This is a genomic window from uncultured Acinetobacter sp., assembly GCF_947626835.1.
In the GTDB taxonomy this organism is placed as follows: domain Bacteria; phylum Pseudomonadota; class Gammaproteobacteria; order Pseudomonadales; family Moraxellaceae; genus Acinetobacter.
The window spans coordinates 26,577-40,394 of sequence record NZ_CANQTS010000021.1; the positions used below are offsets into that span (position 1 = coordinate 26,577).

At 39.8% G+C, this 13,818-nt stretch carries 10 protein-coding genes; 7 read left to right on the plus strand and 3 right to left on the minus strand.

What is annotated here, in order from left to right:
• The first annotated feature begins 588 nt into the window (after nt 1-588).
• The 5 genes from dnaA to Q0Z55_RS09070 all read left to right on the plus strand — a co-directional run bounded on the left by dnaA (nt 589) and on the right by Q0Z55_RS09070 (nt 7,277).
• Nucleotides 589-1,971 carry a chromosomal replication initiator protein DnaA gene (gene dnaA, locus Q0Z55_RS09050; protein ID WP_297427321.1) on the plus strand — a complete coding sequence of 461 codons (1,383 nt, stop codon included), beginning with the start codon at nt 589-591 and terminating at the stop codon, nt 1,969-1,971.
• Nucleotides 1,972-2,068: 97 nt separating this feature from the next.
• The gene (gene dnaN / locus Q0Z55_RS09055) at nt 2,069-3,217 is read left to right on the plus strand and encodes a DNA polymerase III subunit beta (protein WP_297427324.1); all 1,149 of its coding nucleotides are present in this window, start codon (nt 2,069-2,071) and stop codon (nt 3,215-3,217) included.
• Nucleotides 3,218-3,229: 12 nt separating this feature from the next.
• Entirely contained in the window at nt 3,230-4,312 is a 1,083-nt protein-coding gene (recF, locus tag Q0Z55_RS09060; protein ID WP_297427327.1) for a DNA replication/repair protein RecF, read from the plus strand.
• 45 nt (nt 4,313-4,357) lie between these two features.
• The gene (gene gyrB, locus Q0Z55_RS09065; RefSeq protein ID WP_297427330.1) at nt 4,358-6,826 is read left to right on the plus strand and encodes a DNA topoisomerase (ATP-hydrolyzing) subunit B; all 2,469 of its coding nucleotides are present in this window, start codon (nt 4,358-4,360) and stop codon (nt 6,824-6,826) included.
• A gap of 106 nt (nt 6,827-6,932) precedes the next feature.
• Nucleotides 6,933-7,277, plus strand: a complete 345-nt coding sequence (locus Q0Z55_RS09070) for a hypothetical protein (RefSeq protein WP_297427331.1) — start codon at nt 6,933-6,935, stop codon at nt 7,275-7,277.
• A 187-nt stretch (nt 7,278-7,464) separates the two neighbouring features.
• On the opposite strand, the gene Q0Z55_RS09075 is transcribed toward Q0Z55_RS09070, so the two are convergent.
• Complete coding sequence (locus Q0Z55_RS09075; RefSeq protein WP_297427334.1) at nt 7,465-9,402, minus strand: ATP-binding cassette domain-containing protein; 1,938 nt, start codon at nt 9,400-9,402, stop codon at nt 7,465-7,467.
• A 208-nt stretch (nt 9,403-9,610) separates the two neighbouring features.
• Here Q0Z55_RS09075 and erpA point away from each other — a divergent pair, with 208 nt between their 5' ends.
• Nucleotides 9,611-9,946 (plus strand): iron-sulfur cluster insertion protein ErpA, encoded by a 336-nt coding sequence (gene erpA, locus Q0Z55_RS09080; RefSeq protein WP_297427337.1) that lies wholly within the window; start codon nt 9,611-9,613, stop codon nt 9,944-9,946.
• Between the two features lie 40 nt (nt 9,947-9,986).
• Here erpA and Q0Z55_RS09085 read toward each other — a convergent pair whose 3' ends face one another.
• On the minus strand, nt 9,987-11,114 hold the full coding sequence (locus tag Q0Z55_RS09085; protein WP_297427340.1) for an anhydro-N-acetylmuramic acid kinase: 1,128 nt from the start codon (nt 11,112-11,114) through the stop codon (nt 9,987-9,989).
• Nucleotides 11,115-11,177: 63 nt separating this feature from the next.
• Here Q0Z55_RS09085 and tyrS point away from each other — a divergent pair, with 63 nt between their 5' ends.
• Nucleotides 11,178-12,410, plus strand: a complete 1,233-nt coding sequence (gene tyrS, locus Q0Z55_RS09090) for a tyrosine--tRNA ligase (RefSeq protein ID WP_297427348.1) — start codon at nt 11,178-11,180, stop codon at nt 12,408-12,410.
• 404 nt (nt 12,411-12,814) lie between these two features.
• Here tyrS and Q0Z55_RS09095 read toward each other — a convergent pair whose 3' ends face one another.
• Nucleotides 12,815-13,447, minus strand: a complete 633-nt coding sequence (locus Q0Z55_RS09095) for a DUF6198 family protein (protein ID WP_297427343.1) — start codon at nt 13,445-13,447, stop codon at nt 12,815-12,817.
• Between the last annotated feature and the right edge of the window lie 371 nt (nt 13,448-13,818).

A 13,818-nucleotide genomic window follows, 5' to 3' on the forward strand; every position in this document is an offset into this window, starting at 1 on the left:
TGTCAATGAAAAAGGGCAAATGTTATCAAATTAGATTGTAATATTTTCTTAAACATTAAAATGATTGTCCTATATAGAAAATTAAGAATGTACAGTTTTTATTATTCTATATATTTGATATTAATGGATAAATTAAATATCAACAACGATATTAACATACTTATCCACAAGTTTATACATAGTTTGTTAATAGCTTATATTTTTGATTTTAAATTTATTCCATTTTAAGACTTATCCACAAAAAACATTGTGCTTATAAATAAATTTAAATTTATAAATTTAATATTATTATTATTAGGAAGCCTAATTTCTATGGATAAGTGACTTTTTTTAATAAAAAACATTTAGTTAAGTTGTGAATAACTATGTTTATATTAATTGAATACTTTGGGGATAAGTTTTTGATATATTTTATCCACAACTTTCGGGTAAACTTATCCACATGGTGGTTTAAATTTAAAATTGAGCTTTTTTTAGCAAATTAATGTCATTAGTCATGACAGATGTGGATAACTTGGTTAGAATGGCGACCCGCTTAGGTTTGGGGCGGTCAGTTTTCATCTGTTAATGGATATATAGGGGTTTCACATGCTTTGGACAGACTGTTTAGATCGCTTGCGCCAAGAGCTATCTGGAAATGTCTTTACGATGTGGATTCGCCCATTAGTTGCAGAAGAGGCTCAAGACTGTTTACGCCTATATGCGCCTAATCCTTATTGGACGCGTTATATTCAAGAACATCATCTTGAATTGATCTCAATTTTGGCAGAACAGCTTTCTGAAGGGCGTGTGCGTAAAGTTGAAATTTTAGTTGATTCGCGTCCTGGTGCAATTTTAGCGCCTAGTGAACAGCCTGCAACGAGCACAGCAGCTTTACAAAATCCTACTCCTGTATCTACACCGACCAAAGCTAAAAAAGACAAAGATGAAGCAGCTAAAGCAAATCGTAAGCGTCTTTTAAATCCCTTATTCACTTTTTCACTGTTTGTGGAAGGTCGTTCTAATCAAATGGCTGCTGAAACGTGTCGTAAGGTTTTAACGCAATTAGGTGAGCCGCAACACAATCCGTTATTTTTGTATGGTCCAACTGGCTTAGGTAAAACTCACCTCATGCAAGCGGTAGGCAATGCATTGTTGCAAGCGAAACCAAATGCACGTGTGATGTATATGACTGCTGAGAGCTTTGTGCAAGATTTTGTCACATCATTGCAAAAGGGTAAGGTCGAAGAATTTAAGAAAAATTGCCGTTCACTGGATTTATTACTTGTCGATGATATTCATTTACTTGCTGGTAAAGAAGCGAGTTTAGTTGAATTTTTTTACACTTTTAACGCATTACTTGATGAATCAAAACAGATCATTTTAACTTCAGATCGCTATCCAAAAGAGTTGACTGAACTTGATCCACGTTTGGTTTCACGTTTTTCTTGGGGATTATCGGTTGGTGTTGAGCCCCCTGATATTGAAACACGGATCGAAATTTTACTGAAAAAAGCAGAAAGCACGGGTGTAGAATTACCGCGTAATTGTGCTTTATTTATTGCACAACAAGTGGTCGCTAATGTTCGTGAACTCGAAGGTGCTTTAAATAAAGTTGTGGCAATTTCACGCTTTAAAGGCACGTCTATTGACCTAGATGTGGTGCGTGAATCACTCAAAGATGTACTTGCGATTCGTGCACGTACCATTAGTACTGAAAACATTCAGCGTGTAGTAAGTGAGTACTTCCGTATTCCACTTAAAGAATTGGTTGGACCTAAACGTACCCGTATTTATGCGCGTCCGCGTCAATTGGCTATGGGTTTATCACGTGAACTTACTGGCGACAGCTTTCCTGAAATTGGTATGGCTTTTGGTGGGCGTGATCATAGTACGGTCATGCATGCCTGTGAAAAAGTGCAAAGCTTACGCCAAGAAGACCCTATGTTTAATGAGGACTATAAAAACCTACAGCGCTTGTTACAAAGCTGATTAAGTTTTATTCAATTGCTAGACCTTGCAATCACGTAAGTTCTACCTCATATTACTCATCGAAAAATTTCATCTTCAGTTGTTAGAGGAATGTATTGTGCGTTTAAAAATCGCGAAAGAAAGCTTATTGAATGTTCTCTCTCACGTTGTGGGCGCGGTAGAACGTCGCCATACTCTGAATATTCTATCTAACGTTAAAGTGCAGGTGACGCAGCATGCGTTAACGGTCACAGGCTCTGATTTAGAAGTTGAGTTGGTAGCAAGTACAGTCTTAGCTGAAGGTGCATGCTTACAAGCGGGTGAAACGACTGTACCGGCACGTAAATTGGTTGATATTTGTAAATCTCTACCGAATGGTGCTTTTGTTGATTTACATGTCGCTGAAGATCAGCGTTGTGTTTTAACCTCAGGGCGTAGTCGCTTTGTGTTAGGCACATTGCCTGCTGAAGATTATCCGCTATTAACTACAGAAAGTACGCAAGGCACGCAAGTGACCGTGACACAACGTGAATTAAAACGTTTGTTTGAAAAGACTGCTTTCGCGATGGCAGTGCAAGATGTACGTTTTTACCTAACAGGTACCTTGCTTGAAGTTGAAGAGAATCAATTGCGTGCGGTGACCACAGATGGTCATCGTTTAGCCTTGTGTGAAACAGTCGCTTCATCGAATGCTACACAGCCGATGCAAGCGATTGTGCCACGTAAGGCAGTTGCTGAGTTGCAGCGTTTACTCAGTCTTGAAGATGAACAACTGTCTTTGTTGATTGGTCGTGAATTACTTAATATTACCATTAGCACGCCAAGCCGTGACAAAGAACAACCAGATATTACCGTGCGTTTCACAACCAAACTCATTGATGGAAAGTTCCCTGATTACCGTCGTGTGATTCCACGTGGTGGCAATAAAACAGTTGTGATTGGTCATGATGTATTTAAACAATCATTGCAACGTGTTTCGATTTTAAGTAATGAAAAATTGCGTGGTGTGTTCTTAATCTTTAAGCAAGATGCGTTGCAATTGCGTGCCAATAACCCTGAGCAAGATGAAGCAACCGAAGAGCTTGCAATTCAGTACACTAGCGATGAATTGGAAATGTCGTTTAACTCGCAATACTTACTTGAAGTACTTAATGTCCTCGATGGTGAAGATGTATCCATGACCATGACAGAAGCCAATCATTCGGTATTGGTACAAGATGCGATGCATCCTGATCAGACCTATGTGGTCATGCCAATGCGTGTTTAAGCGTTTAGATTTATGCAGATCACGCATTTAAATATTCAACGTGTTCGAAATTTAAAAACGGTTGCGCTCCAAGAGTTGCAGCCGTTTAACGTCTTTTATGGGGTCAATGGTTCGGGTAAAACCTCTATACTTGAAGCGATCCATTTGCTGGCTACAGGTCGCTCATTTCGAACACATATCCCCAAACATTACATTCAGCAGCATGCCCAAGATGCGATTGTTTTTGCGCAATCGGTAAGCGATAAAATTGGGATGCAAAAGCTGATTTCGGGTGAACAGATCATTAAACTCAATGGTGATCATATTGCCACACAAGGTCAGCTAGCACGTTTACTGCCATTGCAAATGATTGATCCATTAAGCACGGATATTATTGATCATGGTGCTAAACCACGTCGTCAATTACTCGATTGGCTGATGTTTCACGTGGAACCTGATTTTTATCAAACATGGCAATTTTATTCACGTGCCTTAAAACAACGTAATAGTCTACTTAAAAATCAGCGTAACTTAAGTTTGCAAGACTTAGAGCCGTGGAATGAAATACTGAGTCGTTATGGTGAAATGTTACATCTACAGCGTTTAAGTATTGTGGAACAATGGCAGCAGTATTTGGCTCAAGATTTGGCATATTTATTGCCGAATGTCGAGATCAAACTCGATTACCAAGCAGGCTTTCATACTGAGCTCGGTTTATTGCATGATTTAACCCAGCATCATCAAAAAGACCTTGATCGGCGCTATACCGAATATGGCCCGCATCGTGCTGATCTGCGTTTAAGAACGCCAATTGGCGATGCTGATGTGGTGTTGTCACGTGGGCAAAAAAAGCTCTTGATCATTGCCTTAAAACTGTCACAGATTGCAATGCTGCATGGGTGTAATAAGGAAACTGTGGTATTATTAGATGATCTGACGGCAGAATTAGATTTAACCGCACAACAACGTTTAATTGGGCGTTTAAGCCAACTTGGTAGTCAAGTTTTTATTACCACTTTAGACCATGAAGCAGTGCAAACTCACTTACATGATTTGTCTATTTCTTATCAATTATTCAATGTTGAAAACGGTGAGGTTCGCCTTGTCACACAATGATTTACCCATCTTGGGATAGACCTATTTTTTCACTAGGGAGAAACCATGAGTTCAGAAGATCAATCTGTCTCTACTACAGAACAAACCATTGAAAAGGCTTATGATTCCTCTAGTATCAAGGTATTACGTGGCCTCGACGCGGTTCGTAAACGTCCCGGCATGTATATTGGTGATACTGACGATGGCACCGGCTTACACCACATGGTCTTTGAAGTTGTTGACAACTCGATTGATGAGGCTTTAGCTGGTCATTGTGATGAAATTTTAGTGACCATTCACGAAGATGAATCGGTTTCTGTTTCCGATAATGGTCGTGGTATTCCAACCGATATTCACCCTGAAGAAGGGGTATCTGCAGCAGAGGTAATTTTAACCATCTTGCATGCAGGCGGTAAGTTTGATGACAATAGCTATAAAGTATCGGGTGGTTTACACGGTGTAGGTGTGTCTGTTGTAAACGCACTGTCAGAAAAACTGCTGTTAAATATTAGCCGTGCAGGCAAAAGCTACGAGCAAGAATATCGTCACGGTGATCCTGTTTACAAATTACGTGAAACAGGTACAACTGACAGCTCTGGTACCACGGTTCGTTTCTATCCAAGTGCGGAAACATTTAGTCAAACCATCTTTAACGTTGATATTTTAGCGCGTCGTTTACGTGAACTTTCGTTTTTAAACGCAGGTGTTCGTATTGTGCTACGTGATGAACGTATTAACGTAGAGCATGTATTTGATTTCGAAGGTGGTTTATCTGAGTTTGTTAAATATATTAACCAAGGTAAAACCCATCTAAATGACATTTTTCACTTTACCGTGCAAGCAGAAAATGGCATTGGCGTTGAAGTTGCTTTGCAATGGAATGATTCTTATCAAGAAAATGTACGCTGCTTTACCAACAATATTCCACAAAAAGATGGTGGAACCCATTTAGCCGGTTTCCGTGCTGCCTTAACGCGCGGTTTAAACAGCTATATGGATAGCGAAAATATTCTGAAAAAAGAAAAAGTTGTAGTTTCAGGCGACGATGCGCGTGAAGGCTTAACTGCAATTGTTTCTGTTAAAGTGCCAGATCCAAAATTCTCTTCGCAAACCAAAGAAAAATTGGTGTCAAGTGAAGTGAAAACTGCTGTTGAGCAGGCGATGAATAAGTCATTCTCTGAATACTTATTAGAAAATCCGCAAGCAGCTAAAGCCATTGCAGGTAAAATAATTGATGCTGCGCGTGCCCGTGATGCGGCGCGTAAAGCCCGTGAAATGACACGTCGTAAGAGTGCGCTTGATATTGCAGGTTTGCCGGGTAAATTGGCCGATTGCCAAGAGAAAGATCCAGCTTTGTCTGAACTATATCTTGTCGAGGGTGACTCAGCAGGTGGTTCGGCGAAACAAGGTCGTAACCGTAAAATGCAAGCGATTCTGCCACTGAAAGGTAAAATCTTAAACGTAGAGCGTGCGCGTTTTGACCGTATGATTTCATCAGCTGAAGTGGGTACCTTAATTACCGCTTTAGGTTGTGGTATTGGTCGTGAAGAATATAATCCAGACAAATTGCGTTATCACAAAATCATCATCATGACTGATGCTGATGTGGATGGTTCGCATATTCGTACGCTATTGTTGACATTCTTCTTCCGTCAAATGCCGGAATTGGTCGAGCGTGGTCATATTTATATTGCACAGCCACCGCTCTATAAACTCAAAAAAGGCAAGCAAGAACAGTACATCAAAGATAACGATGCACTGGAAACTTACCTAATTTCAAATGCCATTGATGAGCTTGCTTTACATATTAGCGCTGAAGCCCCTGCCATTCGTGGTGAAGCATTAGCTAATGTGATTGCGGATTATCAAACTTCGCAAAAGAGCATTCAGCGTTTAACACAGCGTTATCCTGCAACTTTACTTGATGGTTTATTAGGTCTTGAAGCCTTTAAACTGGATCAAGTGACCGATAAAAACTACGTAGAAACGTGGGGTGAACAGTTACGTCAAGCGATTGCAGCACAGCAAGAAAACTTACGTCCTGAATTGTCTTTAGAGAGCTTTGAAAAGCAAGATGCTGCGGGCAATACCGTGATTGCGTATTATCCACGCCTTACAGTGTATGTTCATAACTTGCCACATGCCTATTTACTTGAAGCGAATTTGTTGGCTTCAGCTGAATATGCACGTTTGTTAAAGAACTCGAAAAGTTGGTTTAGCTTACTTGAAGAGGGTGCTTACTTACAAAAAGGTGAGCGTAAGATTCAAGTATCAACTTTCCATCAAGTATGGCAGCAAATTTTACAAGACTCGCGTCGCGGTATGATGATTCAGCGCTACAAAGGTTTAGGTGAGATGAACGCGGAACAACTTTGGGAAACCACTATGGATCCTGAAAACCGTAACATGTTACAAGTAACGATTGATGATGCGATTGAAGCCGATCGTATGTTCTCATGTTTAATGGGCGATGATGTAGAACCACGTCGTGCCTTTATTGAAGAAAATGCCTTAAATGCTGATATTGATGCTTAATTAAGTCTAAGCATAAAATTTTAAAAAGCGCCTTTCGAGGCGCTTTTTTTATGCTATGTTGCTATCAAAATAAACTAAAAATTTGATTAAAATTGAGGAAAATAATATGGCTATCACTACTTTAGAAAGTATCCGTGATCATTGGGTAGAGGCATTTTTTAATGGCGATTATGCCGCTTTAGCCCAATACGAAGACCAAGACTTTAAAGTAATTTACGAGCAAGAAGGTCGAGTTGAAAGTCACTATACGCGTTATACGCAAATTGAACATGCGGTGCAAAATGGTGTGTGGAAGCCACAAAAACTAGATGTAGAAGCAGAACTATTTGATTTTGATGAAAATTTACAAAAATGCCAAGTACAAGTCGAACTGAGTAATCAACAAAAGATTCAAGAAACTTGGGTGTATACAACCGAATGGAAAATTACTGAATTACGCTTTTTAAAATAATGGATGTTGATAACTGGCATTGTTAAGCTAAAAACTGTGGATAAGTTTTGAGTTATCCACCTTAAATAAAAAAGTCGCTTCAAAATAAAAAGCACCCAAAGGTGCTTTTTACTGCGGATAACTTGGGGTTTATGCACACAAACTGTGGATAACTTTTTGGCAAGTGTGCATAACTTAAACCGAGTATTTAATCTTCAAAAGAGGCTTCGAGTTCTTCAAGTTCCATCATGAGTTCTAACATCAGCTCTTCAGCCTGTTCAACTTTGGCTTTAAGTTCTGTTTGCTCATTCATGAGTTTAAGCAATTCATCTTTACGGCTTGTTTCATAGAGTGCGGTATCACCCAATAAAGCTTCAATTTCGGCTAAACGTGGCTGTAATTTGGCAATTTGTGCTTCATTTTTCTCGATATTTTTACGAATTGGACGCCCCAATTCACGGCGACGCGCAGTTTCTTTACGCTGAGCTTCTTTATCGAGTTTCGAGATGCTAGGTTTAATTTGCACATCTGATTGCACAGGTGCTGCTGGCTTTTGCCCATTTTTAATCATGTCAATGCGGGCTTGACGCAACCAATCAGCATAAGCGACTAAGTCACCATCAAATTCGCGACTACGACCGCCATGTACTAAAATTAATTCATCACAAACGCTGGCCACCAATTGACGTTCATGCGATACCAACACCACTGCACCTTCAAAATCTTGCAGCGCCATAGTCAGGGCATGACGCATATCTAAGTCTAAATGGTTGGTTGGCTCATCTAGAATCAAAACGTTTGGACGCTTCCATACAATTAAAGCTAATGCTAAACGTGCACGTTCACCACCAGAGAAACTCTCAGACGGGGTATCCATGCGTTCGCCACTAAAGCCAAAGCTACTCAAGAAAGCTCGTAAAGTGGCTTCACTGATTTTTTTATCTGCGATACGGGCTAACTGTAACATTGGGCTGGCATTGCCATCTAATGCATCCATTTGATGCTGAGCAAAATAACCAATATTAAGTAATTCTGAATCCTTACGATGACCTTGCATTAAGGCTAAATCACCAACTAAAGCTTTAATTAAGGTCGATTTACCTGCACCATTCATGCCCAATAAACCAATACGGCTGTTGGGGGTAATTTGCAGATTGACATTGGTGACAATGAGTTTGTCGCCATAACCAATATCAGCATTTTCAAGCTCAAGCAGTGGTGAACTCATTTTGGTCGGTTCACGGAAGCTAAAGGTAAATGGCGTATCAACATGCGCCGCCGAAAGCTCTTGCATACGTTCTAACTGTTTAATACGACTTTGTGCTTGTTTGGCTTTGGTGGCTTGGGCTTTAAAACGGTCAATGTATTTTTGTAAATGTGCGCGGGTTTCTAATTGCTTTTCATAAGCTTGTTGTTGCTGTGCTAAGCGTTCGCTACGAGTACGCTCAAAAGTTGAATAGTTGCCGGTGTATAAAATTAATTCTTGATTTTCAATATGTAAAATATGGTCGGTGATCGCATCTAAGAAATCGCGGTCATGCGAGATTAAAACTAAAGTGCCTTCATAAGCTTTAAGCCAATCTTCAAGCCATAAAATTGCATCTAAATCTAAATGGTTGGTTGGTTCATCCAGTAACAATAAGTCTGAACGGCTCATTAGAGTACGCGCTAAGTTTAAGCGCATACGCCAACCACCCGAGAAGCTTGATACATTCAATTCAGATTGATGTTCAAAAAATCCTAAACCTGCCATCAGTTGTGAAGCTTTAGCTGCTGCTGAATAGCCGTCAATTTCATCAAAACGTCCATATAAATGAGCAAGTTCAGAATCATTGAGCGTATCAGGATGGGCCAGTTGATGTTGAATATTCCAATATTCTTCATCGCCCGATAAAACAAAATCAATAGCCTTCATATCCAAGGATTTAATTTCTTGTGCCATATGGGCCACAGTCCATACCGCAGGGCGCGTTAAGCTACCACTGTCAGATTCCATGCCCCCTAAGAGCGCTGAGAACAAAGTGGATTTACCAGCACCATTGACCCCTGTTAAACCAATTTTCCAACCGGGATGCAATTGCATAGACGCTTTTTGAAAAAGAACACGTCCGCCGCGACGTAAAGAAAGTTGCTCTAACTGAATCATGAAATTATCGAACAAAGAAAAAATAGGCCTCATTCTAATGGAATTTAGAAAAAAGCCAAAACCTGAGTGACTTTTATCTTGAGTAAAAAATAAACTTGGCATTTTGCTGCCTTTTAATCTTCAAAAGTGCCCCATATATTGATTATGCTATACTGCATATATTGTCTTAGCCGCATAAGACCACCCAATTCAATAGAGGAATCTCCCCATGACTGATCAAGCGCTTGAGCTGACGGATAGTGCTGCGAACAAAGTACGCCAATTGCGTGAGAGCGAAGGCAACCAAGATTTAATGTTACGCGTTTATGTAACAGGTGGTGGTTGTTCAGGTTTCTCTTACGGTTTTAACTTTGCAGAAAGCCAAAATGAAGATGATGCAGAATTTGTAAATGGCGATGTAAAAATGTTGGTCGACTCACTCAGCTACCAATATCTAGTAGGCTCTGTGGTGGATTATATTGAAGGTTTAGAAGGTTCACGCTTTGTGGTGCAAAATCCAAATGCAACCACCACTTGTGGTTGTGGCTCTTCTTTCTCTATGTAAAGTTGCCGTAAAAAAAGCCCCAAATTTGGGGCTTTTTTATTTAGATACACGTCATGGTACCAAGTACGCGATAACCTGTAGCACCTGTGACCGCAGGCAAATTGCCACTGAGTTGATTAACAAAGCGCATAGCCAGCCAAGCAAAAGCTGTGGCTTCTACCCACGTTGGGCTTAAACCTAAATCGGCAGTGGTTTGTACCGTCCATTGATGTTTACGTAAACGCCAACGTAATTGCTCTAATAAATGTGAGTTATATGCGCCACCACCACAGACATACACTTCACCAGTTGCCATATCAGAGCGATAAATGGCTTTTTTAATCGCGCGTGTGGTGAGTTTCATTAAGGTGGCTTGCACATTTTCTGGTGTATCTTCTAATTCGTTATATTCAATGTCGCTACGCCAATCTAAAATTTGTTCATCCAACCACTCTAAATTAAAGTCTTCACGTCCTGTACTTTTAGGCGGTTCTTTAGAAAAGAAATCATGACTTTGTAGCCGATCGAGCAAACTGCGAATTGGCGTGCCATAAGCGGCCCAATTGCCATTTTCATCATAAGGCTGACCGGTGTAACGCTCGCACCATGCATCCATCAAAATATTTGCAGGTCCGGTATCAAAACCAAAGACTTGATCAGGTTGACCGGCAGGCAACATACTGACATTAGCAATGCCGCCTAAGTTTAAAATCACCCGATGAATTGATTGATGTTGAAAAATATCTTGGTGAAAAGCCGGAACAAGCGGCGCACCTTGACCACCTGCTGCCATATCACGACGACGAAAATCAGATATGACCGGAATTTGGGTGATTTCGGTAATGATGTTGGGGTCGCCAATTTGTAAGGTAAAACCATGTTCAGGACGATGACGAATAGTTTGCCCATGTGAGCCAATGGCTTTAATTTTTGTTTTATCTAAATTGTGGTCTTGGATCAGTTGATTAATGCCATGCCCAATCATGGTTGCCAAAGCTACATCGGCTTTGCCCATACGATCAATTTCGTTGTCGTCAGGTAAAGTCAGTGCCATCAGTTCATCACGTAAATCAGGGTCAAATGGCAAGGTTAGTGTGGCATGAAGATGCAGAGGATTAAAAGAAGCAGCAACAATGTCGACACCATCCATACTTGTGCCGGTCATTACCCCAATATAGATCGCTGTCATGATGATTCTAAAGCCTGCAATATGCTGAAAAAGTGTTAGTATATCGCACAAATTGTATAACTGATCTATTTGGATTTTGTGATGTCAAATTTCCTGCCGGCTGAAGAACAACTTGCTCTCATCAAACGAGGCACCCATGAAATTATTTCTGAAGAAGACCTTCTGAAGAAATTAAAACAGAATCGTCCATTAAAAATTAAAGCGGGTTTTGACCCGACAGCACCAGACCTACATTTAGGTCATACGGTCTTAATTAACAAATTAAAAGTATTCCAAGATTTAGGTCATGAAGTATATTTCTTGATTGGTGACTATACTGCCATGATCGGTGATCCGACCGGTAAGAGTGCGACACGTCCACCACTGTCACGTGAACAAGTATTAGAAAACGCTAAAACCTATCAAGAACAAGTGTTTAAAATTCTTGATCCAAACAAAACCAAAGTGGTGTTTAACTCAGAATGGTTTGCGCAAAAAACTGCGGCTGATTTAATTCAATTGGCATCACAGCAAACTGTGGCGCGTATGTTAGAGCGCGATGACTTTACCAAGCGTTATAACAACCAACAGCCAATTGCCATTCACGAATTTTTGTATCCATTGGTACAAGGGTATGACTCAGTTGCTTTACAAGCTGACGTAGAGCTTGGTGGTACCGATCAAACCTTTAACTTGCTTATGGGTCGTACGCTGCAAGGTCGTTATGATCAAGAAGCACAAGTTTGTATTACTGTGCCAATCCTTGAAGGTTTAGATGGCGTCAATAAAATGTCTAAATCTTTAGGCAACTATATTGGTGTGTTTGATACACCGGGTGCGATGTATCAAAAAGTGCTTTCAATGCCGGATTCTTTAATTGAACGTTACTTTGACCTACTCAGCTTTAAATCTTTAGATGAAATTCAACAGCTATTAAAAGAAGTGGCTGAAGGGCGTAATCCTCAAGAAGTGAAGAAGATTCTTGCCCTTGAATTGGTAGAACGTTTCCATGGAAGCGAAGCGGCTGCCAATGCGCATAAAGGTGCCGGCAACATCATTACCGAAGGTGAATTACCAGAAGGTACACCAGAAGTGACGATTTCACGCTCAGAATTTGGCGGTGAGATGTTCATTGCGTCAATCTTGCGTGCTGCAGGTCTGGTTAAAAATGCGGCCCAAGCCAAAGATGCAGTTGCACGTGGTGCAGCCAAAGTTGATTGGAAAGAAGTAGATGCTTCTTTTGCTGTCAAAGAAAATGTGACCTTAATTGTTCAATCAAGTAAAAAAGCCATTGCGAAAGTCACTTTTGTGGACTAAGCCTATTTGATGTGTTTTAAGTAATTGAAAAAAAGCAGACTTTGGTCTGCTTTTTTTATGACTAAAGTTTTATATTTGTATTTTAAATAAGTAAATTCAAAAAAAACCTTATAAAAACAAGGTTTAATTTTTTCCAAAACCTTGCATTTGAAAAAAAATCTCGTTAGGATGGATTGCATCTTATGACTGTGTAGCACAGTCCAGAGGGTATAGATAAGGACGATTATTCAAGGAAGATCGGTTCACTTTTAGCAAGAATTTAACGAAAATAATTATAATAAGACACACTGGATCGCATTTGATGATCTAACTCAGAGAGAGAGATTTTGGGAGAGATCTCTTTCTTTTTTTATGTCTAGAAAAAGCTCTATGCAACACGTTGTTATTTACAGCGACTCTATGCGCTATTTATATTGAATAAATGCTAGGCGCGGTAGCATTTGTTTAACCAAAAAACCAACCAATAGTGCCGAAATTATAGTGCCTTCACGAATCCCAACAATATACTGCAATCCAATATATGAACTTATAAGGGCCAACAGCACTAAAACCATATCACCATAAGATTTACATGAGCCAAAGTTCCAGTTAAAACGCAATGCAAAGGCTTGATACAATCCTTCGCCTGCCAAAAAGACCAAATTGGCTTTAACCAGCATACATACACCAATTGCAGTGATCATGCAGCTACTTAAACAGTACAACAATTGCTGTATATAGTTATCTGCTTGCCAATTTTGTGTAAGCCACAGTAATACATCAATGCCTAGGCCAAAAATTATACCAATCGGCAGTTGTAGATAACGCGTCCATGTAAACTTATTTCCCAATAAGAGCTTTTGTCCAATAATCATTACAATATGCATCGCAATGGTTAGCACCCCGACCGAAAGCGGCACAATGAAACTATATACATAAGGCAGGGATGAAATAGGCGATGTGCCTAAATCCGAGCGAATAGACAGCACCACGCCAAAAGCCATTAACATCAGGCCGATCAATAACAATGGAAAGCGTAAATAAAATTGCTGAGGCATGACAAAGCAGTCGTTGAAATAAAATATAGTTTAACCAAGCTTAAACAGAGTGAATATGCCGCGAAAGGTTAAAAAAATGCACCTTTAAATTGAATGATCATTTATAGCTATAATGAAAAAGTGCTCTGATTTAGCTGTTAGCTTAAGGATATATAGTGTTGTAGTAAAACAGATTTAAACTACAGCTATATAGGTGATGTTTAAAAAAGTATGTCAAAGCCAAGAAACTTACCTAATTAAGCTAGTATGGATTTGACCCATGACATGAATTTTGCTGCATATGTAAAATAAAAGGCCTTAATAAGCCCACAAAAGGGTTGGAAAATAGATTTTTTATAAAGATAGATGAAAAATTGTCCACTCATGAAATA